Origin of the sequence: Spiroplasma endosymbiont of Melanargia galathea, from assembly GCF_964031075.1 — a bacterium.
GTDB classification, from domain to species: domain Bacteria; phylum Bacillota_I; class Bacilli_A; order Mycoplasmatales; family Mycoplasmataceae; genus Spiroplasma_A; species Spiroplasma_A apis.
Genome location: NZ_OZ035000.1, coordinates 1,054,997 through 1,079,989 on the forward strand (window position 1 = coordinate 1,054,997; position 24,993 = coordinate 1,079,989).

Consider the following 24,993-nt stretch of genomic DNA (forward strand, 5'->3'; position numbering starts at 1 on the left):
TATTTTAACGAATGAACAAATAAAATTACAAGCGTTACAAAAGAAAGAAACTCAGCAACCTGAGTTTCTTATTTTATAAAAATTTTAAAGTTTCCTTGCAAATCATTAACTCTTCATCAGTACGCATTTTGAGTATTTTGTATAATGATTTTGCCGATGATATTTCTAAATGTTCATCATAAGATTTTAGATTTTGATCTTCATCTATATCCAACGGTATGATGTTAATTTTGTCTATTACTCCGTTTCTTACATCTGCAGCATTCTCGCCAATTCCAGCTGTAAATACAATTGCATCAACACTCCCATTTAACTGATTTGTATACTTAATGATGAAATCAGCAATTTTTTGCGTATATAAATCTAATGCCATTGTGGCTTGTTTGTCTCCATTTCGAATGGCTTCTGTTATGTCTCTCATATCACTAGATATTCCCGAAAGACCTAATATACCAGACTTTTTGTTTAGTATGTCAGTTATCTCTTCAACATTCTTGTCCAACTGTTTAGCCATATATTGTAAAATCGATGGATCAATGTCACCAGTTCTTGTTCCCATTATAAGACCTGCTAGGGGTGTTAAACCCATAGTTGTATCAAAAGATTTACCCTCTTTAATACAACACATGCTAGCACCGTTACCTAAATGGCATACAATTAAGTTTAAATTTTCCTTATCTTTTTTTAATACTTCGGACATTTTTTCGGTTATATATTGATAACTAATTCCGTGAAAACCGTATTTTCTTAGGGAGAAATCTTGAAATCAAGAATAAGGAGTTGCATATAAATAGTTTTCTCTTGGCATAGTTTGATGGAAAGCGGTATCAAAACAACCTACAAGTTTTGCCCTACCCAGTTTCTTTTCAAAAGCTGTAATTGCTGTGAGAGCCCCAGGGTTATGTAATGGTGCTAGTTTGATATTTTCCTCGATTATTTTTTTATTTTCTTCTGTAAGTTCAACAGATTTTAAAATCTTATTTCCACCATGAACTACTCTGAAACCAATTCCCTTTATATCATCAAAATCTTTTATTAATTTTAAATCTTTGAATCTTACTAGTATAGATTGAACAGCATCGTCGTGATTTTTCATTGAATCATCGAATTCAAACTTATCGGTCTTTGTTTTAATAATTAACCTACCATCAACATTAATTCTTTCTGCTATCCCCTCTACTATAGATATAGGATTATTTAAGTTTGAAGTATCAAAAAGCTTAAACTTTATAGAACTACTTCCTGCGTTTACTATTAAAATCATTAATTAATTTCTCCATTTCTTTGTAATGCTTGAAAAATTGTTACTATGGATGTTTCATATATATCCTGAAATGTAGCTCCTCTTGAAAGATCATTTACAGGCTTATTCAAACCTAAAATAAAGGGGCCGGATGCTTTGTATCCTCCCATCCTTTGTGCGATTTTATAACCAATATTCCCAGAATTTAGGTCTGGAAAAACCATAACATCTGGTTTTTCTTTAGTAATTTTTGAGCTTGAATATTTTTTATCTCTTACCTTTTTTACATAGGCGGAATCGAATTGCATTTCACCATCAAAAATAAAATCATTATTTGTTTTTTCATTCAATATATTGACAGCCTCTTTTACTTTCTCTACCATTTGACCACTGCCAGATGAATTAGTTGAGTAACTTAATAAGGATACCTGGACATCCTTAACGTTCATATCTTTAGCAAAGTTTGCAGCCATAACAGAAATCTCAGCAAGTTGTCTTGGTGAAGGGTCTACATTTAGTGCACAATCAGTAAAGATTATTTGTTCTTCGTCTTTTGAAAGAATAAGAACTGAAGAAGCAATAGAATAACTATCAGAAGTTTTTATGATTTGTAATGTAGGTCTTAAAGTATCTGCAGTAGTGTAACTCAAACCACAAACCATACAATCAGCCTCTCCTAACTTAACAAGTAATGCTCCAAAATAATTTCTTTTTGTAACTAAATTTAATGCCTCTTCTTCTGTAATCTTTCCTTTTCTTATCTCCATTAAGAGATTAACCATAGACTTGTCAACTTCTCCAACTATATAAGTTTTTATTTTGCTATTTAAAGTACTAGGTATTTCATTCTTATTGTTGTAAAGCAATATAACATTTGCAAGTTCTTCTTCTATAATTTTGTTTGCCACTTGAACTATCGCTGTTTCTGTTCCCTCAGGAAAAACGATAGTCTTTTTATTTTTATTTTTTTTTATTAAAACGTTTAAGTCACTTATAGAATACATTTATTTTCTCCTTACTTATATTTATAATCGTGAATTTCTTTCAAACGTGTCGAAGAAATTTCTCTTTTGTTTGTATCAGCTATAAACAAGATTGTTTCTAGATCATGAAATATTTTTTTATTCGCATCTGCTAATTCTATTTCATAGTCAAGGTCACTTTTATCTCTTATTCCTCTAATTAAGTAGTTTACACCTAAGTTCCGGGCAAATTCACCCGTCAAAACATCCTTGTTTTCTAAAACTATACAATTCCCCAAACCTTTTACACTTTCTTCTATTTGAGATCTTCTACTCGAAAGGTTAGGGTTTGTATTTTTAAAAATGTTTTTAGTTATTACAATATAAACAACTTCAAAAAGCTTGCAGGCTTTTTTTAACACCTCTAAATGTCCTTCATGAAAAGGGTCAAAACTACCTGGGTAAATTGCTTTCATTAACTCACTCTCCTATATTTACTTTATTTTAAGACAAATATAGGAAAAAACTTTTTTATTATAAAATTTAGGTAAAATTATATTGTTTCGGAGGAAATTATGAGACTTTTGATGATTGATATTGGAAATACAACTGTTGATATTAGATTATGAGACTCAGAAACCAACATTACTAATGAGGTATTCAAAGCATTATCTAAAAGTAATGAATACCGTTCTTCAAATATTATTATTAAAAAAATAGAAAGCTTAAAACTTTCTTTTGATGCTGTAATATACGTTTCAGTAGTACCTCAATGAAACGATGTTGTTAGAGCACTAGCACATAAGAAAAGAGTTAAATTATATAATGTTAGAGAAGAAAAGTTAGTCACAAACGAGACTTTTTTAGTAGATGACGTTAGAAGAATTGGTGCTGACTTTATTGCTAATTATTATGGAGCCCTTAATAGTTACAACTTTAAAAATTTTATTATCGTATCAATGGGTACCGCGACAACTTTATCAGTTATTAATGATAAGAAATTTGTTGGTACAACAATTTCACCAGGTCTGGAATCAGGGATGAAAGGATTAATTCAAAATTGTGCATTATTAGAGAAACAAGATTATACATTATCTAACTTAAATTTTGGAAAAAACACATTTGACGCTATAAGTGTCGGAACCTATAACGGCCATTATTTAATGATAAAAGGGCTTCTAAAAGAACTTACCAATTTCATGAATATTGATGGTGTTATATTTACGGGTGGATACGCCCAAACATATAAGAAAAATATCGAAACGGATAAATTCATATATGACGAATCACTCATTTTTAAGGGTCTTATATCAATCTTCTTGAGTCTCAACAAAAAGTAAAATTATAAAATTTATAATTAAAGATTATAAATTTTATAATTTAGTATATAATTTTATCAGGAGGAATTAATAATGAAAAAAGAACACAATGTTCCAGAACATAGCAATGAAGAGAAATTAAAAGATCATTATCATGGAAAACATCACTTTGACTCTAAAGGTCAACACGATGATATTGAAGATAAGGATTTTGCTTTCATAAACACTTTATTAATTACTGGTAAACGAAATATGATATACAAACTTGTACTAGCAGGTTTTTTTATGGCCTTGGCATTTATTTGTACTATCTTAGACGGGTATATAGGAGAAAAGTTTTTAAGTATCCCTACTCCTGCGGGTATGATAAGTGTGCGTTACTTAGATGTGACAATCATAATATTATCTATTGGTAGTTTAGGACCAGTAATATCAAGCTTAGTAGCATTTGTTGTCCCTTATGTACATTTCGCTGTTCATTCGGAACACAGTATTTACTCAATAGTCTTAGATTCATTTGGATATGTCTTACTTATATGGCTAATGTGAACATTTTATTATGTAATATCAAGGAATTCATACTACCATAAAGACCCTGTTAAAAAGAAAGACTTGTTTAAAAGATGAATGCCAATTATACCGTTTGTGCTAATTAGTTCGGCAATATTCGCATTTATAGTTGTTTTATCACTTTATTTGAGTGAAATAACAGGTGCTGAAGGTCACGACCACGAAGGTCACGACCACGAAGGTCACGACCACGAAGGTCACGATCACGAAAATGAAGTTAATTGGGATTCATTTAAACAAAAATACTTTATTACATTTATAGTATTTTTCTTTATTGAGGTTTTAAGATTTACAATAGTTTACGTCTTATATGCAGCAATAGAACCTAAATTAAAATTATTGAATCATAAATATAGATAAACATCAAAAAAACACTTCTCGGAGTGCTTGAAGATGTTTTTTTTATTATAAAAATTTTTAGTATTTCAGTAGATTAAGTACTTAAAAATACGCCTATCTGGGCGTATTTTTACAAAAGTTTTATTCTATTTATCTTTCCCTAACTTTTTAATGGGTTTTCCATAATATGCATCTAAATAAATATTTTTGATATCTTCTATCAAGGGGTATCTTGGATTAGCACCAGTACATTGGTCGTCAAATGCATCCTCTGCCATACTATCCAATGATTCTAAGAATTTGTTTTCGTCTACTCCATACATTTTAAAAGATGAATGTAATTCTACTTCTTTTGTTAATGATTGTATGGCCATTATTAATCCGTCAACTAGTTCCTCATTAGTTTTACCATTAATATTTAAATGTCTTGCCATTTTAGCATACTTCTCAAGAGAGTTTTGTGTTTCGAACTGAGAGAAATAAGTTTGTTTTCCGCCATCTATAATACAACCAGCATTATATCTTATTACATAGGGTAGTAAGATTGCATTGGCTGCGCCATGGACAACACCGTGGTAACCTCCAACTTTATGTGATAAAGAGTGAACAATTCCTAAGAAAGCATTTGCAAATGATATTCCAGCAAAAGTTGCACCGTTCATAACCTTCTCACGCGCTTCTCTATCATTTGTTCCGTTATGATAAGCTCTAGAAAGATAGTTTAATATATTTTGAGCACCTTGTACGGCGTAACCATCAGTGTAATCCGTAGCCATAATTGATACATAGGCTTCCATACAATGAGTCAAAGCATCTAATGCAGGTGCATTCGTTGCGTTTTTTGGTACTGACAATGTTAATTCAGGGTCAATGATTGCCATTTGCGGTGTTAATGAATAATCAGCCAAAGGATATTTTTTATGATTTTTATCATCAGTGATTACAGAAAATGGTGTGACTTCTGAACCAGTTCCAGATGTTGTGGGTATACAAATCATCTTAGCTTTTTTTCCTGTGTTTGGATACTTAACAATTCTTTTTCTTATGTCTGCAAATGTTAATGATAATTCAGCAAAGTTTAGTTTATCGCCTTCATTTTCATACATCAATCACATTAGTTTAGCGGCATCCATTGATGAACCACCACCAAAGCCAATGATAACATCTGGTGCAAATAGTGCCATTTCTTTTGCACCTGCCTCAGTTGTAGAAAGCATTGGATTTGGTTCAACCCTATCAAAAATAGCATATTTTATTTTCATTGTGTCTAATACAGAAGTTATTTTTTTACCATATAATTGATTAATGATTTTGTCTGTTACTATATAAACTTTCTGAGTCCCTCATTCTTTAAGATCTTCAAGTGCAACACTTAGTGAACCAAACTTATGATAGATTCTCTCAGGTATTCTTAACCATTGCATATTATCCCTTCTTTCTACAACAGTTTTGATATTTAATAAGTTTAAAGGACCTACATTTTCAGAGAACGAATTGCCCCCGTGAGTACCACAACCAAGTGTTAAGCTTGGCTCTAAACCAAAGTTATACATATCTCCAATTCCTCCGAATGCAGATGGTTGATTTATAAGCAATCTACCAGGGTTCAAAGTTTTAAAAAGCTCGAGTGATTTTTTTTGCTTGTTTAAGTCTGTTCATAACGAAGCTGTATGACCAGGACCCATCTTTAATATGTCCCTAGCTTTTTCAACGGCACTTTCTATATTATTCGCTTTATAGATTGAAGCATAGGTTGATAATTTCTCATGAGTCAACGCTTCTTTGTAAGAAGTGTCTTCCGCTTCAACCAGAATAAATCTAATATTTTTTGGAACTTTAATACCAACAAGTTCAGCTACTTTTTGCGCGTTTTGCCCAACTAATTCAGAGTTAAGTAGACCAAATTTACCTTCTTTGAACATTGCTTTTCGAAACTTTTGTTTTTCTTCTTCAGTTCTTACTAAATAAGTATTTTTACTTTCAAATGACTTAATAACTTTTTCGTATATAGTATCTATAACTATCAAGGAATTCTCAGTAGCACAAACAACCCCGTTATCAAAAGTATTAGATTGAATAATTGATGATGTAGCCATATCGATATTGGCAGTATCATCTATAATGGCTGGTGCATTTCCTGAACCAACACCAATTGCAGGTACCCCAGAACAGTATGCTGATTTCACCATACCCGGACCTCCGGTTGCTAAAATAATATTTGAATTTTTCATAACATACTCAGTTTTTTCTAATGAAGGTTCATCTACTCAACCAATAAAGCCTTTTGGTGCACCGGCTTTTATTGCTGCCTCTAAGACTATTCGGCTGGCTTCAATCGTACTTCTTTTAGCACCTGGATGTGGTGAAATAATGATACAATTTCTAGTTTTGATTGCTAACAAACACTTAAAAATGGCAGTAGATGTTGGGTTTGTAGTAGGTATAACAGCACCTATCACTCCTATTGGTTCGTATACTTTTTCGATACCAAGACTCTTATCAGAGTAAAATGTACCTACAGTTTGTAAATCTTTAAATTTATTATAGATGAACTCACTTGCATAATGATTTTTTAATATTTTGTCTTCAATAATACCCATACCAGTTTCTTGCTTTGCCATTTTTGCTAAAGCAATTCTGTTTTCATTAGCCGCAATAGCAGCTGCCTTGAATATTTTGTCGACTTTCTCCTGAGAGAAAGATGAAAAATCTTCGTAAGCTTTTTGTGCTTCCTTGAATATTTTAGATAACTTTTCCATTTGCATTATCCTTCATTAAGTAAGATCCCTTACTTATCCTTCCATAATAATTATGACACTTCCTGATAAATACTACCGCTTTATTTTAAAAAGATAGAACTTTTTCCAAAGTAAAAAAAAATTTATAGGCTAATTAAAGTTAAAAAAAACACCTTTGTAAGGTGTTCATATGCGCATATGATATTGTATATTAACGTTTTGAGAATTGAGGCGCTCTACGAGCTCCATATAAACCATATTTTTTACGTTCTTTAACACGAGCGTCACGAGTTAATAAGCCTTTGCTTCTTAATTCTGCTTTGTAATCCTTACTTGCCTCTAAAAGTGCTCTTGCTATACCTAAACGTGCCGCTCCAGCTTGACCTGTGAAACCTCCACCTTTAACCATAACTCTAATTGAAAAGTCTTCTTTTGTTCCAGTTGCCACAAGTGGTAATTCCATTTCTTGTACTAATGTTGCGTATGGGAAAAAGTCTAGAGCTTTTAAGCCATTAACGATTATTTCACCATTTCCAGGAGTTAAAATAACTTGGGCAACAGAAGATTTTCTTCTACCTGTACCTCTGTACATTGCTTCATTTTTCTTTATTGCCATTATTTATTATCTCCTTTTTTTGAACTTAACACTAAAACTTCTGGATTTTGTGCCTGATGTGGATGTTCTGGACCTGCATAAACATGCAATGCACGATACTGGTTTGAACCTTGAACATTTTTTGGTAACATTAGACGAACAGCTCTTTCCACAATTCTTTCTGGAAACAATTGACGTTGAGTTTTAACATTTCTTGATTTCAATCCACCTGGGTGCATTGAGTGATGATAATAATTCTTGTCATTTTCTTTTTTTCCAGTTAAGACTACTTTTTCAGCATTTATAACAATTACATGATCTCCATTATTGATGTGTGGTGTAAAAGTTGGTTTGTGTTTTCCTCTTAATATTGTTGCAACCTCAGTAGATAATCTACCTAAAATTGCATCAGTTGCGTCAACTACATATCACTTTTTGGCAATGTCTGCCGTTTTAATTAGTGTAGTTTGTTTCATGTGCTTTTTTCTCCTTCGCTTCCGGGGCTAGTGAGTAAGCAAATATATTATATATTATTTTTAAAATTTTTGTATAATTAGGTATTAAAAACTAAGTAAAAACAATAAAAAAAACGCTTCTGCGTTTTTTTGTAGTCGTTGTAGCTATCATATATTATGCAGTTTTCCCTTATTACACTATGGAATTATTCAAAAAAACTGCAGCAATACATACTACCTACTGATTTATTAGACGTTATATAATTCAAAACGACTACATTTATATTTTACACAAACAAATCAATTAATATGTAATTTTATACAAAATTAGTCCCCTTGGGTCTGCAATGTATGGGAGTTTATTAGCTTCCTTATTAAGGACTTTGATTATATCTGATTTCTCAATCTTGTTTAATGCATATGCAAATGCTGCTCCAAGGATCATCCTAATTTGATATCTTATGAAACCTTTCGCTACAAACTCAATTGTATAAATATCCTTTGAAAATTTTAGTGTTATATCTTTTATTTCACGTTTAGTATTTATTACCTCGGCCTCTGACTTTGTTAGACCTGAAAAATTGATAAAATCGTGCTCTCCAATAAATAACTTTAATGCTTCGTTTAGTTTATCGAAGTTTAAGGGTCTCTTTGGAACATAATAAAAGCGGTCTTCAAAAACCGATCTTTTATTAGTTTTGATAATGTATTTATATATTTTTTCTTTACAGTTTCTTACCTTAAAAGAAGCGTCCACAGATTCAAAGTCCTTAATCATTATTCCGAGTGGTAATGAACTATTTATAGCTCTTATAAAACCAGGAAAAATAGGTTTAAAATCTAGTTCTATTCAAACTTTTTGGTCCTTTGCGTGTACTCCAGAATCTGTTTTAGAAGCCCCGACTAGTCTAAAACTCGTACCTTTTGTAACTTTGAAGATAGCTTTTTCTAAAGCTCCTTGTATTGTTTTTTGGTTTGATTGTTTTGCTCATCCACAAAAATCTGTTCCATCATATTCTAAGGTGAAAACATAGTAATTCTTCATTAAATATCAAGTATTTTATCTAGTCTTGGCATTTTAATCACATTTAGAACATCAAAGTAACCGTGACTATAGATGAATAAAAATACTATTATAGACATAACAGATATGAAAATAAATCAATCTCAAATTCTAAATTTCACTTGACGATATCTGGTTCTTTTTGCGTGTGGATCATATCCTCTTGAGTCCATTGCGTATGCTAGGTCTTCAGCCTTTTGAAACGCTGAAACTAATAATGGTATTATTAAAGACGTCATTGACTTGACTTTATCCGCTAATTTACCATTTTTAAAATCTATCCCCCTAGAGGATTGTGCTTTCATTATCCTTCCAGCCTCATCGATTAGCGTTGGTATCATTCTTAAAGCAATCGAAATGATTGTAGAAAATATATAAACTGGTATACCAATTAACTTTAGTGGTCACAATAAGTCTTCAATTGCTAATGTCAACTCTAATGGTTGTGTGGTTCCAGTCAAAATAGTGGTTAAAGTTATCATCAAGAATATTCTTAATGTCATATATGAAGCTCTATAAAATGCTTTTTCAGATATATAAATTTTTTTTCAATTAAAAATATATCCGGACTCATTAGACTCACCTCATCTTGCGCTTTGAGAGAGCATTTTTCAATCAATGTTTTCAGAAGCTAAGGGTGCTAACATAAAAAAATTAATTAAAATCAACACAATAAAGATAAACAATATCGGGGTAAATAATTTTCACAGCATTTTAAAATTTAGTTTACTTACGAAAAACAATCCCATAATTAGAGTACCGGCTATTGCAAAACCCGTAAAACCAATTTTAAGAAAAATAATAACAATAAGACAAAGAATCATGAAAAGTTTAATTCTTGGATCCATTTTATGAATTATAGAGTTATGTGGCATGTATCTACCAAAAACCATTCTCATACTATTTTCCCCCTAATTTTGTTCTAGATTCTTTTATTGCAAGTGCTAATTCCTTAATTGTTCTAAATTCCTTTGCGGTAATGTCAATTCCCTTTTCTTTAAGACCATGAGCCACTTTATATAATTTAGGTGGTTCTATTTCAATCTTTTCAAGCAATTCCTTGTTTGAGAAGATTTTAAATGGGGAATCCTTTGCAATAACCCTACCTTTATGCATCACAATAACTTCATCAGCGATCTGCAATACATGGTCCATGTTATGGGTAACTATAACAATTCTTTTTTTCTTTTCTTTATTCAAGTTGTAAAATAAACGCATGAAGTCTTCTTCACCTTGCGGGTCTAAACCACCAGTAGGCTCATCTAATACCAATGTGTTTCCGTCCATAGCAATTATCCCTGCAATAGCCACTCTTCTTTTTTGACCACCAGATAAGTCGAATGGACTTCTTTTTGCGTAATCAGTTGGCAAATCAACCATCTTAAGTAGATCTGGTACTTTTTTTAAACTTTCTTCTTTGTCTGCTCCAAGGTTTATAGGTCCAAAGGCGATGTCTTTTTCAATTGTATCTTGAAATAGTTGGTACTCAGGAAATTGAAATACTAAACCAACTTCCCTTCTCAAGTCTTTAACTTCTTTAATTTTTTTAGTTGAAGCTAAAATTGGGTAATTCCCAACGATTGTACGTCCGGTTTCTGTTGTTATTAAACCATTAGTCAACTGAATTAGGGTTGATTTACCTGAACCCGTCATTCCAATTACGGCGGTTATTTTACCCTTTTGTATTGTTAAATTAGTTCCGTTAAGTGCTCGAAACTCGAAAGGTGTATTGATACCGTAAGTAAATGAAACATTTTCTAACTTGATTTCACCTGAGAAATCAAAATACGTATTTTTAGCTTTCGCAAGTTTTTTCTTGTAAGACTTTTTATCGCTCTTAGTTTTTGTTTCGAGGTTATTATATCAATTTCTTACTTCATTTACTCTTTCTGGAGTGTTTTGTAAATCTGCCTTCTTGTAATCTTTCAACTCTTTTTGATATTCTTTTTGTTTAGATAAGTCACTCTTAATATTAGCTATTATTTCTTTGTGTTTTTGTTTTCTTATTTTAGTTTGTTTTTTTTGATTGATAGTTAATTCACGAACATGATTTTTGTATTTTGTTTTTGAAGCTTTTTTTTCAACTATTAGTTTTGCTTTCTCTTCGGGTGTAGCATCTCTTAATTTTGACATATTTTATTCACTAACTCCTCTAAGTTATTACTATGCTCTAGCTTTATTCCTAGCTCCTCAAGAGCTTCTTCAACCTGAGCAACAAAAGGAATATCTAGGTGTATTGAACGGAGAAAATCTTTGTCGGCCAGAATTTCCTTTGGAGAACCAAATTTTACCAGTTCCCCTTTATTCATAACCATTACTTTATCCGCATTAAGAATTTCATCCATATCGTGCGTAATCGAAAAGATAGTTTTCTCTCTTGTGTTTTTTAATTCAACCATTATATTTTTTACTTCTGTTTTTCCTTTTGGATCTAACATACTTGTAGCTTCATCAAAAATTAATATATCTGGTGAAAGAGCTAAGGCAGATGCGATAGCAACTCTTTGTTTTTGTCCTCCCGACAACATTAGTGGCTCGTGGTCTAAGAATTCATGCATATTTACTTTTTTAGCGGACGCCTCGATGATGTCACCCATTTTTGATGGTGCCATTCTTCTATTTTCCAAACCAAAAGCAATATCATCTCTAACTGTTGATCCTATAAACTGGTTATCAGGGTTCTGAAAAACAATTCCTAAAAATTTTCTTGCTATATTTATGTTACTTCCAGTAACTCTATTTCCATAAATATCTATGCTCCCAGCTGTTGGTTGCAAAACACCAATGATTATTTTTGAAAGGGTTGATTTACCACTCCCGTTATGTCCAATTATAGTTACATAATCCCCGTGTTTTACTTCTAAACTAACTTCCTTAACAGCCAATGGGTAGTCTTCACGATATTTAAAAGAAACATTGGTTAATTTAAGTGCGATGTCACTTAATTTAGTTAACTCTCCACTATGACCTCGGTCTTTTATTGCATTTTTGGCTTCTTTGTAAATGTATTGAGCTGTCTTATAGTGTTCATAGCTTTTTCAATATTCTTCGCTGCCTTTTTTATGTTTATTAAGTTTTTGTGCTTCCATTTTAAAATTATCCAAAAATATTTTAGTGTTAGCAAAGTTTTTAAACTCAGTTTTCATATTTTTATATTCGAGTTCATATTTTTTTACAAAATCTTTATCAACATCTCTTTTTGCATATTTTGCCTTTGCCACAATTACTCTTTGACTTGAACGAACTAATTTATCATTGTATTCGTTTAGTTTTAATTTAAAATCGTTTAAATCTTTAGTTGTCAAAACTTTCATTACTTCAACATTACTATTTTCCATAAATTTAGTCCTTTCATACATTTTTGATTATATCAAATATGTTAACAAAATAAATTATATTTTATATAATTTAGAGTTAAAATCAAGTATATTTTGTAATATAATTAAAAATTAAGCTTTTAACCAACTCTATTTTATACTAATTTTACACTTATTGGTTTATAATATCTGCTAAAAAGGGAGGTATTAATATCTCATAAACTACTTATTTTAAAAGAGGTATTCATTATGTTAGGAGCTAAGAACGTATATAATTAAAAAAAGATGAACCCATCTTTATTTGATTATATTTTTACATGAATTAGTTTGAATAAACTCCTTTAAGTTTTCAAAGCTTATCTCCACCATATTTTTAACGGCTTCATCAGTAAAACTTCCAATATGGGGAGTGATCAAAACTCTTGGTTTTAATGAGAGTAACTTTTCATAAGTTGCATTATTGAGGTCTTTGACATGTGTTTTAAAGAAAACCTCACTCTCGTTAGTTAAAGTATCTAAGCACACAGACTTTATATGTTGAACTTCTAAAGCGCTAAGTAAGTCATTGTAGTTGATAAGTTCCCCTCTTGCAGCATTTATAAGTATTACACCCTTTTTCATCATTGCTATTGAGTCTTTATTTATAAACTCTTCATTTTGGCCTTTGATAAGCGGGCAATGAAGTGTAATCAAGTCAGATTTCATCAAAAGTTCATTTAATGATGTATACTCAATAATTCCTTTGGCATCTGAGCGTGGAAATATATCATAACCAAGTACTTGGGCATCTAAACTTTTTCAAGCTTTAGAAGTTTCAAAACCAATTCTACCTGTTCCTATAACTCCAATGATAGAATTTCTTACTTCTTTAGAGAAATAATTATTATCAATTAGAAAGTCCTTTTTATTCATTTTATCCGCCATTAAATTTAAATTTCTTATCATGTACAAACCCATAGAGAGAGCTAACTCACTAACGGCATTTGGTGAATAATATGGTACATATGCTGTTTTTATTTCTAATTTCTTTGCTGCATCAATGTCTATATGATTAACTCCAACGGTTCTAGTAAAGCAATATTCTACTCCCTTGTTTTTCATGTAAGTCAGGTTTTTTTCATCAGCAATACAGTTAGCTCTTAAAAGAACAACATTGTGGCCATCTATTAAATTAACGTTACTATGGTTCAATAATTCTTTTGTAAATGTTAATTCATAATTGTATTTCTTATTTACATCGTTAAAGATTTTTTCTTCAACATCTCGCACACCAAAACATATAATTCGCATAAAAATTTCTCCTTTAAGTCACAACTCCAAATATGGGTAGAACACTAATAGCTGTAACGACTACTACCCATATTGGTAAAGTAATGACAGATAATAAAGTAGATAAAGTAGTAAGGTTACTAGATAGATTTGCTCCCTTTTGATAAGAAATCGAGTACGCTACTACCACATTAGCTGGTGGGGAAGCTGTTAGTATTACCAATGAAACAAGTTGAATGTTTGTCAGTTTGAATCAACCGGTCTGATAACCAATAAAAGCAAATACCATAACAAACATTAATATTATCAAAGGTGCCACTAAAACTTTTATAACCGATGCGTATCATACTGTTTTGTCTTTTATAGCTTCTTTTAAATTACCCTTATTCATTGTCATACCAATAGCAAGTCAAGCTAATGGAGTGCAAATAGTTTGTAATGTAGAAATAATTTTAAACGATGGTGGAAACAAAAGATCAAAACGTAAGGGCGAATCTAGGACTTTTTCTTTGACTTTAGAACCGTTAGACATCGTCGAAGTCATCGTTCTTCCTAAATCTAGACAACGAATTCCTGGTATTAATTGTGTTGATCAAATAAATAAACCAATAAATGTACATATCAATATAGGGTTGCAGAAAATATTTTTTAGAGTCTGCTTCCTAATTTTTTTATTTTCAATTACTTCGACTTCATTCATATCTTTTCTTTTTTTTGTAACTATTAGAGGTTTTTTACTCATAACTATGAAAGCAAACGAGTATAAAAAAACTCTATAAGGAACGTTAAATACATTCGTTGTTAGTTTGCTAGCATTAGCCTCAGTTCCTTCAAAAAGGGCTGTTACAACTGGTATCCCAAAAAACGTTGTAGAAGCAAACGCAATACACATTGCTAGTGTGTCTTTGATGTCCTTTTCGTACTTTAAGAAAAATATTTTTGAAGATACAGACATAATAGCATAAAATGCAAAACCAATAATTATTACTACAAGCTCACCTTTAAGGTTATCAAGAGTAATGTCTGAATCAGCATTTTGTACTAAAAAACCGCTTAAAGCTAGTGCAGGTAGTCCAACAAGCATTACTATTTTTATTAAGACTTTCTCTCACTCAGCTTTAAATATTCCTTTGAATGCTAATAAATAACCCATACCAATAACAAAAATTGTCGCAAATATAGCTGACCATATCCCTCATGACCCAAGAGTTGTAATTAGAGCATCCGAAACTTTACTATATATCATTTTATTCCGAGCCTTTATCTTTCTATTTAAAGTATACTCGAAATATTACTTTCTATTTGGTTATTTTTGGAATTTTTTTCTATATTAGCATTTATTTTTAGCTGTCTCTAGACACTCGATAAGTATACTTTTGAAGTGTTTATCTTTTAATATATTGTGGCCAGCAATTGTTGGACCACCCGCAACACATACTTCGTCAATTAGTTCATCAAGTGACTTCTCCGATGTAAATGCATTTTCTATGGAATTCATAATGCACTCTTTTAAGAACACTTGACTCTCCTGTTTTGTAAATCCGTTCATAAGCGAAAACTCTTCAAAACCCTTAAGAAATTCGAATATAAATGCTGGTGAAGTACCCGTTAGAGCTACAAACGCAGGAAAGATTTCTTCTTTTATCTCATAAATACTACCAAATTTTTTTATTAATGATATACCGTAATTTAATAGATCCGTATTTTCGCCATGTATGGCAAAACTGGTTGTTGATTTTAAATTCATTGCATTCATATTTGGAATTATTCTGATTATATTGATATCATAACCTACTAATTTTTTTAGATGTTCAATTTTCAATGCATTTACCATACTGATTAATAACATTCCCTCAAGGTTCCCACATTTCATATTCATAAAGAGTTCTTCAACATCAGCTGGTCTAACCCCAATGATAATGATGTCAAACTTATGTGCATTTATTTCTTCTATTGATTTTAGTGCTTTACATTTATATTTGTTTTTAAGTTCTTCACTCCTATTTCAAGTTCTATTCAAAATATAAATTTCATCTTGATTTTGGTTGTTTAAAGATAAGGCTTTTAAAATAGCTTCTGCCATTCTACCTACCCCAATAAATAAAATTTTTTTCATAGTAAATCCTCCTAATGTAATCATAAACAAAAAAAATGTCCGTCTGGACATTTGTTTAAACTAGCTCTATGATACACATAGGTGCATTATCACCACGACGACTATCAAGTTTCAAAATTCTTGTGTAGCCACCATTTCTTGTTTTAAATCTTTTAGAAAGACTTGTAAATAACTTTTGTAATGCTGTTTCCTTTTCTGATGCATTTGTGTGTCTCAATCATGCAGCTGCTTGTCTTCTAGCATGTAAATCCCCACGTTTTGCAAGTGTAATCATATGGTCAAAGTGCTTTCTTAACTCTTTTGCTCTTGTTTCAGTAATTTCTAGTTTTTCTGAAATAATTAGTTCAGTAGTTAAGTTTCTCATTAAAGCGACTCTTCAAGCTGTGTTTTTTCCTTGTTTTTGAATGTATGACATATCAAGTACACCTCTCTAGTCTTGTTTAAAAGTTAATCCTAATTGGACCACTTTATCTTTGATTTCTTTTAATGATTTTCTACCCAAGTTTCTAATTTCTTGAATATCATCTTCACTACGTGATACTAAATCTCGTAATGTATTGATGTTTGCTCTTTTTAAACAATTTAAACTTCTTTGTGTAAAGTCTAAATCTTCAATTAAACGATCTAATTCTTTTTCGTCTTCTTCATTAGATACCCCAATGACATTAAGTTCATTGATTTCATCGTTTAGATTTACGAAGAATTGTAAATGTTCAACTAAAACTTTTGAAGCGGTTGCAACAGCATCGCTTGCACTAATAGTTCCATCAGTTTCAACTTGTAAAGTTAGCTTTTCTAAATCTACAGATTTACCAATTTTAGTAGCATCGACGTGATAAGCCACTTGAACTATTGGAGAATAGTTTGAATCAATTGTAATTGAATCCGCTGTTATTTTCTCTTTTTTGTTGTCTTTGAATGAACGATAACCTCTTGAGTTTTTTGCAAATAAAGTTAAATTTAAAGCTCCACCGTCAGCAATTGTACATATATGTAAATCTTTATTGATTATTTCCACTCCCGTAGGAACTTCAATATCTCCTGCTTTTACATCTCCAACTGTCTGAGAGTTTATTGTTAATTCTACAACATCATCATCTTCAAATATTTTTTCATCAATCTTAAGTGCTAATTTTTTAATGTTTAGAATTATACGACTAACATTTTCAACTATACCTTCAATTGATGTAAATTCATGAGCTGCACCTGCAAGTTTAATTGCATATACAGCTGCACCTGGTGTTGAACTAAGAAGAGTTCTTCTTATTGCGTTACCAAGCGTGGTACCAAAACCTCTTTCCAAAGGTTCTACTTTAAATTCCCCATAGTTTTTATTTTTTTCTTCTTTTAATAAAGTAAATTCTGGTCTTGCGAATTGTTTCATTTAATTATTAACCTCTTGGGCGTTTACGGGGACGCACACCGTTATGAGGAATTGGTGTAGTATCTTTAATTGATGTAATTTCTAATCCGATACCTTGTAAACTTCTTACAGCGGCATCTCTTCCTGGACCTGGTCCTTTAACTTCTACTGAAATTGTTCTGACTCCGTTATCCATTGCCCCTTTACCAGCGGCTTCAGCTATCATTTGAGCTGCATATGGTGTTGATTTTTTGCTTCCTTTGAAACCTAGGGCTCCAGCGCTTGATCAAGATAATACATTACCTTGTTCATCAGAAACAGTTACGATTGTGTTGTTGAAAGTAGAGTGAATGTGAGCTATACCTTTAGCAATATTTTTTTTGACTTTTTTACGATTGTTATTTTGTTTGTGATTTGCCATTGTTTAAACTCTCCTACTATTTTTTCTTATTAGCCACAGTTTTACGAGGGCCTTTTCTGGTACGTGCATTTTGTTTAGTTGATTGTCCACGTACAGGTAGTCCCTTTCTGTGTCTCATTCCTCTATAACTTCCAATTTCCATCAATCGTTTGATATTTAATGCTGTTTCTCTTCTTAAATCTCCCTCAGTTTTTCATTTTGAAATTTCTTGCGAGATTGCTTTAATATTATCTTCTGTTAAATCCTTAACTCTAATATCTTCGCTTACTTTTGCAGCCTCTAGGATTTTTTGTGATCTTGATAAACCAATACCATAAATGTAAGTTAGAGCGATAACTACTCTTTTTTCGTTAGGTATCTCTACCCCATTAATACGAGCCATTATTCTTTTCCTTTCTAAATAAAATTAAAATATCTTTAAAATTATTGATTAACCTTGACGTTGTTTATGTTTTGGTTGTTCACAAATAATCATTACACGGCCTTTACGTCTAATTACACGACATTTATCGCATATTTTTTTGACAGATGATCTAACTTTCATCTATTTAACCTCCTGATTTTTGTTCTAATTATTACTTACCATTTTTGAAACGGTAAGTAATTCTTCCACGTGTTGGGTCATATGGTGAAATTGCTATAGTGACTTTATCACCTGGTAAAATGCGGATGTAATTCATGCGGATTTTACCAGACACGTGGGCGTCTATTACTATATCATTTTCTAATTTCACCTTGAAAGCAGCGTTGGGTAATACCTCAACAACAACTCCTTCAACTTCTAAATGATCTTCTTTTGCCATTAATTTTCCTCCTTTGGTGTAAATAAAGTTAATATTTCTGGGTCTCCCTCAGTAACCAAAATTGTATGTTCGAAGTGAGCTGTCATGCTACCATCACTAGATGACACTGTTCACTTGTCATCTCCAACCACAGTTTTATTAGTACCAATTTGAACCATTGGTTCAATACATATTGCCATTCCAGGAATTAGTCTCATTCCTGTATTTTGAACACCCACATTTGGAACATATGGGTCTTCGTGCATCTCTAAACCTATACCGTGACCGGAATAATCTGTTGGCAATTGAAAACCATATCCTTCAATAAAATTTTGAACAGTTGCTGAGATGGTTCCGATGCGCACACCGGCTCTTACCTGTTCAATTGCCAAGAATAGTGACTTTTCGGTCACATCTATTAGTTTATCATATAAATTAGTGCTTTTGGTTCCACAAATAGTGGTAAATGCAGAATCCGCATGGTATCCCTCATAAATACATCCAGCATCAATTGAAACAATGTCTCCGTCCAGCAAAACTCGATCGGTTGGAACTCCGTGGATTAGTTGTTCATTGATTGATATACAAATATGAGCTGGATAACCATAATAATCTTTGAAATTACTTTTACAACCTTTTTCGGTTATAAAATCGATAAAAAACTTATCTAGTTCTAGGCAATTTACGCCTGGCTTGATCAGTTTTTTTAGGCTATACAATGCTTCTCCTAAAACTTTTCCTGCAACCCTCATTTTTTCTATTTGAGTTGAGTTTTTAATAGTTACTGCCATTAGAATCCCAACTCAGAAGCTATTTGATTATAAACTTCTTGGGGGCTAAGGTTAGAAGAATTAACAGAGATTAATTTCTCAGCGTAAAATTCTACTAAAGGAGCCGTTTCTTTTTGATAAGCATCTAATCTAACTTTTATTTTATCTTGTGAATCATCGGGTCTGGTTATTAACTTTCCTGAGTCATAATCACAGATGCCCTCTATTTTAGGTTTTCTATTTTTTATATGAAAACTCCTTTTGCACACTTCACAAACCCTTCTACCAGTTAAACGATCCATCAATATTGACTCATCCACTTCAATATAAATTACTTTTTCTATTGACGAATCTAGTTCTGCAAGCATTTCATCAAGGGCGTGTGCTTGATCAATAGTTCTAGGGAAACCATCAAATATCAACTTTTGGTGTTTTGATTTCAAGTAGTCTTTAACCATAGCATTAGTCACTAAATCGGGCACTAATTGACCTTCATTCATATATTTTTTTGCTTCTATACCGAGATTTGTGTTGTTGTTAATGTTTTTTCTAAATAAATCACCCGTTGATAGTTGGGTGAATCCATTTTTTTCACATAAAAGTTCTGATTGAGTACCTTTTCCGCTACCTGGTGCACCAAGTAAAATAATATTCATTTTTCTTTCTCCTTCATTATCAAATATGAGAGTTTGTGTTTTCCTTTACATCTGAGAACTTTTCTTGTTTTTTATCAATAAATGATTGTTGTATTAGTCGACCTTTTAATTGTTGTACTGTTTGAATTGCAACGGATATTAAAATTATCAATCCTGTTCCCCCAACTGCTAATGAGCTGGGTAAATCAGTTAATTTACTAATCACGTATGGTAGGACTGCGATACCAGCCAAGAAAAATGCGCCTAAAAAACTTAATCTATTAATTGTTCCTTGTAGGAATTTTTCAGTTTCTTTTCCAGGTTTGATTCCGGGAATAAACGTTCCTGATTTTTTAAAATTCTCTGCGATTTTCTCGGGATTTATCTGAACTTGTGCGTAAAGGAACGTAAACAATATCGTTAAAGTACCATAAATTCCTATACCTCATCATGTTCCAAAAGACAAGTAAGTTTGTGTAAAGTTGTAAAATGCACTATTTTGACCCATTATTTGTGCAATGGTTACTGGTGTTGATATAATTGCCGAAGCAAATATTACTGGTATAACTCCCGCATTATTAAGTTTTAATGGGAGATAAGGGGTGTGGTCCTTGGAGTCAACCAAACCAGAACCAGTTTGTTGAATCGGCACTTTTCTCTCAGCTTCGTTCATCAAAACAACTACAAATATAACCAAGAAGAATGCTACTAAGTAAATTAAAAACTTAAGTATTCCATCAAATAATATAGTTGGGTCATTTTTTGGAGCTATTCAAAACTTGAAAGTGTTTATAAAGTTTTCTGGCATTTTTGCGACAATACCAGTGAAAATGATTATTGAAACACCATTTCCAATACCTCTTATTGTAATTTGATCGGCAATTCATAACATCAAGAATGTTCCACCAAGCATTACTAATGGTATTAATACATAATAAAACCACGCAGGTCCAGTTCCAAGTTCATTTGTTCCTCACTTAGCAGAGATTAAACCCTGAGAAGTTAATGTAAAAATTGTTGCAACAGATTGCATCAAAGCAAATGGTATTGTTAGTACCTTTGTTAATTTATCTAACTTTCTTCTTCCACGTTCCCCAGATTTACTTCATCTCGATAGTATTGGAATAACATCTGTTGATAACAATTGAACGATAATTGAAGCGGTAATATATGGAGAAACCCCAAGTGCCAATATTGAGAACTGTCCAATTGAACCCCCTCCAAGGGTAGAAAGCAGTTGGAAAAACTCTTGGTCACTAATACCACTTTTAAATGAATCCTCTATTTTAATACCTGGTACAGTTAGAAGGGAACCTGCTCGAATTAAAATAAGCACTATCAAAGTAAAAACGATTCGTTTTATAAGGTCTTTATTTCTTATGAAGAAATTAGAACTTTTTGCGAATTCGTTTTTTTCTTTAGTTGATTTGGCTTTTTTTATTTTTTTATTTTTTGCAGCCACCTAAATCACCTCAATAGTTCCCCCGGCAGCTTTTATAGCTTCCTGAGCATTTTTTGATATTTTGTTAACTTTTATATTAACAGCTTTAGTAATTTTACCATTTCCTAGCACTTTTACTAATGTTTTTTCAGATTTTATAACTTTTTTTTCAATTAAAGTACTATGATTAACATCTGTTAATCCCAGTTTTTCAATAGTATCTAAATTTAATATTGTAAATTCTTTTCTATTCAAACTTGTAAATCCAATTTTTGGTAATCTTCTGAATAAAGGAGTTTGTCCTCCTTCAAATCCTGGTCTAACGCCTCCACCTGAACGTGAGTTTTGACCTTTATGTCCTCTAGTTGATGTCTTACCTTTTCCAGAAGCCATACCACGACCAACGCGGGTAGCTTCCTTTTTGCTTCCTGGTGTATATTTTAATTCATGTAGTTTCATAAAAATTTACCTCCAATAAACTTATTTAAGTTCAACTTTCTTTTCAACTTGAGACATCCCTCTTAATCTTGCAATTTGTTCAGCTGTTTGCATTTCTTTTAAACCTTCTAATGTAGCTCTAATCATATTGATAGGTGTATTTGATCCCAATGATTTAGTATAAACGTCTGAAATTCCAGCTAATTCAATAACAGCACGAGCTGGTCCACCAGCAATAACACCAGTACCTTTTTTAGCAGGCTTAATTAGAACTCTACCGGCACCAAAGTGACCGATTACATCATGTGGAACTGTAGTTCCCGCCAAGGGAACTCTTACCAATGATTTTCTAGCTTCTTTTATAGCCTTTTTAATTGCATCAGGAACTTCGTTTGCTTTACCAGTACCAAGTCCAACTCTACCTTTTTTATCACCAATAACAACAACTGCTGCAAATCTAAATCTACGTCCACCTTTTGTAACTTTTGTAACACGATTAATGGTTACAACTCTTTCTTCAAATGGGTTATCTTCTTTATTTCTTGCAAACCTATTGTCTCTTCTTGGTCTATCACCTAGGTTTTTTGAATCCTTTTTAAACTCTGGTTTGTGGTTCGCTGATCTTGTTTGTGGTTTTCTTGATTCAGTACCAGCATTTGAAGTTGGTGCTGAAGCTATTTTTTTATCTTCTGCCATTTTTCATAGTCTCCTTTAATTAGAATTTCATTCCGTTTTCTTTTGCTGATTCTGCAAACGCTTTAACTTTTCCGTGGAATAAATAACCTCCACGATCAAATACTACATTAGTGATTTTTTTGCTTTTTGCTTTTTGAGCAATATCTTTTCCCACAGCGATTGCGGCTTCAATATTACGTCCATTTTTAAGTCCCATTTTTATAGATGATGACGATACTAATGTTACTCCATTAACGTCATCGATAATTTGTGCATAGAAGTATGAGTTAGATTTAAATACATTCAACCTTGGTCTTTCACTTGTTCCAGACACTTTTTTTCTGATTCTGAAGTGTCTTCTTTTTCTTGCTTCTGCCTTAGTGTATTTCATGATTTATTCTCCTTAAGAACAGCCTATTTACCAGCTGCTTTACCTTCTTTTCGAATGATTTTTTCATCTTTGTATTTAACCCCTTTACCTTTATAAGGTTCAGGTCTTCTATATGCTCTAATATTTGCAGCAACTTCTCCAACTAGTTGTTTATCAATTCCTGCAACTTTTATTTCTGTTGGTTTTGGGACTTCGATTGTTATACCATCAGGAATAATGTATTCAACTGGGTGTGAAAAACCTAAAGAAAGGTTAACTTTATTACCAGCTAGTGCGGCACGGTAACCAACACCCACTATTTCTAATTGTTTTACAAAACCTTCACTTACACCGGTTAACATTCCTTGAATTAAAGAATTAGTTGTTCCATGTAATTGTTTTGTGTGTTTTTGTTCATTTTTTCTAATAGTTGCTATTTCTGCTTCGTTTACTTTAATTTCAATTAAAGGAGAGAAAGTTTGTTTTAATTCTCCTTTTGGTCCTTTAATAGTTACAACATTATTAGGTTCAATCTTAACTTCAACTCCGGCTGGTATTGCTAATATTCTGTTTCCTATACGTGACATATATAAAACCTCCTATTATCAGACAAATGCAAGAACTTCTCCACCAGTATTTTTCTGGCGAGCTTCTTTATCTGTCATTATTCCTTGTGAAGTAGATACGATTGCAATTCCTAAGCCGTTAAGCACGTTTGGGATCTCGTTAGCAGTAGAGTATACACGTAATCCTGGTTTTGAAATTCTTTTTAGTCCTTTTATGACTCTAATTTTCCCTTTGTATTTTAAGCTAATTGTGATATCTTTTTTGAAATCGTTTTCAACTTTGAAGTCTTCTATGAATCCTTCTTTTTTTAAGATGTTTGCGATTTCCACTTTAATTTTACTTCCGGGAATCACAACTTCTTTATGGAAACGTTGATTTGCGTTTCTTATTCTAGTAAGCATATCTGCTATTACATCTGTTGTCATATTATCAATTTCCTTTCACTATCATGATGCTTTTTTAATACCTGGGATTTGTCCTTTGTATGCAAAATCTCTAAAGCACACACGGCATAAATTGAACTTTCTTAACACTGAATGTGGTCTTCCACAGTTTCCACAACGTGTATATTCTCTAACTTTGAACTTTTGAACTTTAGCTTGTTTAACTTTTAATGATTTTTTTGCCATTTTTCAATTCTCCCTTTTACTTAACGAAAGGCATTCCTATTTTTTGAATTAAAGAAAATGCATCGTCCTTGTTTGTTGCTGTTGTAACAATTGTTATATCCATTCCACGAACCTTTTTTACTTTATCGTAATCGATTTCAGGGAATATAATTTGTTCTTTTATACCCATTGTATAATTTCCATGTTTATCGAAGCTTGTTTTTGGAACTCCTCTAAAGTCACGAACTCGTGGTAGAGCAACTGAGATTAATCTATCAAGAAACTCATACATTCTTCTACCTCTTAAAGTGACCTTAGCACCAATTGGCATACCTTCACGTAATTTAAAGGCTGCTAGTGATTTTTTAGCTTTAGTAATTAGTGGTTTTTGCCCTGTGATAAGAGCTAACTCTGCTGCAGCATCGTCGATTCTTTTTGAATCTTGCACTGCATCTCCAATACCTGTGTTAATTACTATTTTTGATATTTTTGGAACTTGCATTACTGATTTGAATTGTTTTTCTTTGAATAGTTCAGGAACTATTTTTTCTTTATATAATTTTTCTAATCTACTTAGATTTTCATTCGCCATATAAACTATTTCCTTCTCTATTTAAGTTCTGCTTTTGATTTTTTAGCAACCCTTATTTTTTTTCCATCAGTAATTTTGTAACCAACTCTTGTTCCACTATCTTTGTTTTTTGGGTCTTGGATGGCAACATTAGAGATTGCAACCGAGATTGGAATTTCTCTAATTCCACCCTCTTGATCGGTTTGCGAAGGTTTAAAATGTTTAGTTCCAGTAACACCTTCAACTCAAACTCTCTCTTTATTTTTTGATAACTTAGTAACTGGTCCTATTTTACCTTTGTGGTTTCCTGCGATAACTTTTACAACGTCACCTTTTAATATTTTAGATTTATTCATAAAAGTTCCT

General features: G+C 32.0%; 32 protein-coding genes. 2 read left to right on the top strand and 30 right to left on the bottom strand.

Annotated features, from left to right (window positions below; translation table 4 throughout):
* Positions 1 to 73: 73 nt before the first annotated feature.
* The 3 genes from AAHM92_RS04730 to coaD are packed head-to-tail and all read right to left on the bottom strand — an operon-like array spanning position 74 to position 2,681.
* Entirely contained in the window at positions 74 to 1,264 is a 1,191-nt protein-coding gene (locus AAHM92_RS04730; RefSeq protein WP_500222332.1) for an acetate kinase, read from the bottom strand.
* Positions 1,264 to 2,247, bottom strand: a complete 984-nt coding sequence (gene pta, locus AAHM92_RS04735) for a phosphate acetyltransferase (protein WP_500222333.1) — start codon at positions 2,245 to 2,247, stop codon at positions 1,264 to 1,266. Before pta ends, AAHM92_RS04730 begins: the two co-directional genes overlap by 1 nt.
* A gap of 11 nt (positions 2,248 to 2,258) precedes the next feature.
* A complete protein-coding gene (gene coaD / locus AAHM92_RS04740) occupies positions 2,259 to 2,681 on the bottom strand; it encodes a pantetheine-phosphate adenylyltransferase (RefSeq protein WP_500222334.1) in 423 nt (140 codons plus the stop codon).
* Positions 2,682 to 2,780: 99 nt separating this feature from the next.
* Here coaD and AAHM92_RS04745 point away from each other — a divergent pair, with 99 nt between their 5' ends.
* Positions 2,781 to 3,545 (top strand): type III pantothenate kinase, encoded by a 765-nt coding sequence (locus tag AAHM92_RS04745; protein WP_500222335.1) that lies wholly within the window; start codon positions 2,781 to 2,783, stop codon positions 3,543 to 3,545.
* Between the two features lie 72 nt (positions 3,546 to 3,617).
* Positions 3,618 to 4,454, top strand: a complete 837-nt coding sequence (locus AAHM92_RS04750) for a hypothetical protein (protein WP_500222336.1) — start codon at positions 3,618 to 3,620, stop codon at positions 4,452 to 4,454.
* 125 nt (positions 4,455 to 4,579) lie between these two features.
* Here AAHM92_RS04750 and adhE read toward each other — a convergent pair whose 3' ends face one another.
* The 27 genes from adhE to rplX all read right to left on the bottom strand — a co-directional run bounded on the left by adhE (position 4,580) and on the right by rplX (position 24,983).
* Complete coding sequence (gene adhE / locus AAHM92_RS04755; RefSeq protein WP_500222338.1) at positions 4,580 to 7,198, bottom strand: bifunctional acetaldehyde-CoA/alcohol dehydrogenase; 2,619 nt, start codon at positions 7,196 to 7,198, stop codon at positions 4,580 to 4,582.
* 184 nt (positions 7,199 to 7,382) lie between these two features.
* Positions 7,383 to 7,787: a 30S ribosomal protein S9 gene (rpsI, locus tag AAHM92_RS04760; RefSeq protein ID WP_023790119.1), complete on the bottom strand. Its 405-nt coding sequence runs from the start codon at positions 7,785 to 7,787 to the stop codon at positions 7,383 to 7,385.
* The gene (gene rplM, locus AAHM92_RS04765) at positions 7,787 to 8,242 is read right to left on the bottom strand and encodes a 50S ribosomal protein L13 (RefSeq protein WP_023790121.1); all 456 of its coding nucleotides are present in this window, start codon (positions 8,240 to 8,242) and stop codon (positions 7,787 to 7,789) included. The genes rpsI and rplM overlap by 1 nt, the downstream gene beginning before the upstream one ends.
* A 283-nt stretch (positions 8,243 to 8,525) precedes the next feature.
* Positions 8,526 to 9,266: a tRNA pseudouridine(38-40) synthase TruA gene (truA, locus tag AAHM92_RS04770; RefSeq protein WP_500222340.1), complete on the bottom strand. Its 741-nt coding sequence runs from the start codon at positions 9,264 to 9,266 to the stop codon at positions 8,526 to 8,528.
* Positions 9,266 to 10,132 carry an energy-coupling factor transporter transmembrane component T family protein gene (locus AAHM92_RS04775; protein WP_407636229.1) on the bottom strand — a complete coding sequence of 289 codons (867 nt, stop codon included), beginning with the start codon at positions 10,130 to 10,132 and terminating at the stop codon, positions 9,266 to 9,268. The genes truA and AAHM92_RS04775 overlap by 1 nt, the downstream gene beginning before the upstream one ends.
* Before the next feature lie 52 nt (positions 10,133 to 10,184).
* On the bottom strand, positions 10,185 to 11,051 hold the full coding sequence (locus tag AAHM92_RS04780) for an energy-coupling factor transporter ATPase (RefSeq protein ID WP_041612764.1): 867 nt from the start codon (positions 11,049 to 11,051) through the stop codon (positions 10,185 to 10,187).
* A gap of 353 nt (positions 11,052 to 11,404) precedes the next feature.
* On the bottom strand, positions 11,405 to 12,622 hold the full coding sequence (locus AAHM92_RS04785) for an energy-coupling factor transporter ATPase (protein WP_023790129.1): 1,218 nt from the start codon (positions 12,620 to 12,622) through the stop codon (positions 11,405 to 11,407).
* A 276-nt stretch (positions 12,623 to 12,898) separates the two neighbouring features.
* Positions 12,899 to 13,891: an NAD(P)-dependent oxidoreductase gene (locus AAHM92_RS04790; RefSeq protein WP_500222342.1), complete on the bottom strand. Its 993-nt coding sequence runs from the start codon at positions 13,889 to 13,891 to the stop codon at positions 12,899 to 12,901.
* A 13-nt stretch (positions 13,892 to 13,904) separates the two neighbouring features.
* Positions 13,905 to 15,116, bottom strand: a complete 1,212-nt coding sequence (locus AAHM92_RS04795) for an AEC family transporter (protein WP_023790133.1) — start codon at positions 15,114 to 15,116, stop codon at positions 13,905 to 13,907.
* Positions 15,117 to 15,200: 84 nt separating this feature from the next.
* Positions 15,201 to 15,986 (bottom strand): pyrroline-5-carboxylate reductase family protein, encoded by a 786-nt coding sequence (locus tag AAHM92_RS04800; protein WP_500222343.1) that lies wholly within the window; start codon positions 15,984 to 15,986, stop codon positions 15,201 to 15,203.
* Positions 15,987 to 16,041: 55 nt separating this feature from the next.
* Positions 16,042 to 16,401, bottom strand: coding sequence for a 50S ribosomal protein L17 (gene rplQ / locus AAHM92_RS04805; RefSeq protein ID WP_023790137.1), 360 nt, complete (start codon positions 16,399 to 16,401; stop codon positions 16,042 to 16,044).
* Between the two features lie 15 nt (positions 16,402 to 16,416).
* A complete protein-coding gene (locus AAHM92_RS04810; RefSeq protein WP_500222344.1) occupies positions 16,417 to 17,370 on the bottom strand; it encodes a DNA-directed RNA polymerase subunit alpha in 954 nt (317 codons plus the stop codon).
* 7 nt (positions 17,371 to 17,377) lie between these two features.
* Positions 17,378 to 17,770 (bottom strand): 30S ribosomal protein S11, encoded by a 393-nt coding sequence (gene rpsK / locus AAHM92_RS04815; protein WP_023790141.1) that lies wholly within the window; start codon positions 17,768 to 17,770, stop codon positions 17,378 to 17,380.
* Positions 17,771 to 17,786: 16 nt separating this feature from the next.
* Positions 17,787 to 18,152: a 30S ribosomal protein S13 gene (gene rpsM / locus AAHM92_RS04820; RefSeq protein ID WP_023790143.1), complete on the bottom strand. Its 366-nt coding sequence runs from the start codon at positions 18,150 to 18,152 to the stop codon at positions 17,787 to 17,789.
* Between the two features lie 48 nt (positions 18,153 to 18,200).
* Positions 18,201 to 18,314: a 50S ribosomal protein L36 gene (gene rpmJ, locus AAHM92_RS04825; RefSeq protein ID WP_020834730.1), complete on the bottom strand. Its 114-nt coding sequence runs from the start codon at positions 18,312 to 18,314 to the stop codon at positions 18,201 to 18,203.
* Between the two features lie 31 nt (positions 18,315 to 18,345).
* Positions 18,346 to 18,573, bottom strand: a complete 228-nt coding sequence (gene infA / locus AAHM92_RS04830) for a translation initiation factor IF-1 (protein ID WP_023790145.1) — start codon at positions 18,571 to 18,573, stop codon at positions 18,346 to 18,348.
* Positions 18,573 to 19,343: a type I methionyl aminopeptidase gene (gene map, locus AAHM92_RS04835; protein WP_500222347.1), complete on the bottom strand. Its 771-nt coding sequence runs from the start codon at positions 19,341 to 19,343 to the stop codon at positions 18,573 to 18,575. Before map ends, infA begins: the two co-directional genes overlap by 1 nt.
* The gene (locus tag AAHM92_RS04840) at positions 19,343 to 19,978 is read right to left on the bottom strand and encodes an adenylate kinase (RefSeq protein ID WP_023790149.1); all 636 of its coding nucleotides are present in this window, start codon (positions 19,976 to 19,978) and stop codon (positions 19,343 to 19,345) included. The genes map and AAHM92_RS04840 overlap by 1 nt, the downstream gene beginning before the upstream one ends.
* 16 nt (positions 19,979 to 19,994) lie before the next feature.
* Positions 19,995 to 21,419, bottom strand: coding sequence for a preprotein translocase subunit SecY (secY, locus tag AAHM92_RS04845; protein ID WP_500222349.1), 1,425 nt, complete (start codon positions 21,417 to 21,419; stop codon positions 19,995 to 19,997).
* Entirely contained in the window at positions 21,420 to 21,857 is a 438-nt protein-coding gene (gene rplO, locus AAHM92_RS04850; protein ID WP_023790153.1) for a 50S ribosomal protein L15, read from the bottom strand. It abuts the gene before it with no gap.
* Between the two features lie 21 nt (positions 21,858 to 21,878).
* Positions 21,879 to 22,532 (bottom strand): 30S ribosomal protein S5, encoded by a 654-nt coding sequence (gene rpsE / locus AAHM92_RS04855; RefSeq protein ID WP_500222350.1) that lies wholly within the window; start codon positions 22,530 to 22,532, stop codon positions 21,879 to 21,881.
* Between the two features lie 19 nt (positions 22,533 to 22,551).
* The gene (gene rplR, locus AAHM92_RS04860) at positions 22,552 to 22,902 is read right to left on the bottom strand and encodes a 50S ribosomal protein L18 (RefSeq protein WP_023790157.1); all 351 of its coding nucleotides are present in this window, start codon (positions 22,900 to 22,902) and stop codon (positions 22,552 to 22,554) included.
* A 23-nt stretch (positions 22,903 to 22,925) separates the two neighbouring features.
* Positions 22,926 to 23,468, bottom strand: coding sequence for a 50S ribosomal protein L6 (rplF, locus tag AAHM92_RS04865; RefSeq protein ID WP_500222352.1), 543 nt, complete (start codon positions 23,466 to 23,468; stop codon positions 22,926 to 22,928).
* Positions 23,469 to 23,483: 15 nt separating this feature from the next.
* Positions 23,484 to 23,873 (bottom strand): 30S ribosomal protein S8, encoded by a 390-nt coding sequence (gene rpsH / locus AAHM92_RS04870; RefSeq protein WP_023790161.1) that lies wholly within the window; start codon positions 23,871 to 23,873, stop codon positions 23,484 to 23,486.
* A gap of 18 nt (positions 23,874 to 23,891) precedes the next feature.
* Positions 23,892 to 24,077: a type Z 30S ribosomal protein S14 gene (locus AAHM92_RS04875; protein ID WP_023790163.1), complete on the bottom strand. Its 186-nt coding sequence runs from the start codon at positions 24,075 to 24,077 to the stop codon at positions 23,892 to 23,894.
* A 16-nt stretch (positions 24,078 to 24,093) separates the two neighbouring features.
* Positions 24,094 to 24,648: a 50S ribosomal protein L5 gene (rplE, locus tag AAHM92_RS04880; RefSeq protein ID WP_023790165.1), complete on the bottom strand. Its 555-nt coding sequence runs from the start codon at positions 24,646 to 24,648 to the stop codon at positions 24,094 to 24,096.
* 17 nt (positions 24,649 to 24,665) lie between these two features.
* Positions 24,666 to 24,983 (bottom strand): 50S ribosomal protein L24, encoded by a 318-nt coding sequence (gene rplX / locus AAHM92_RS04885; RefSeq protein WP_023790167.1) that lies wholly within the window; start codon positions 24,981 to 24,983, stop codon positions 24,666 to 24,668.
* Between the last annotated feature and the right edge of the window lie 10 nt (positions 24,984 to 24,993).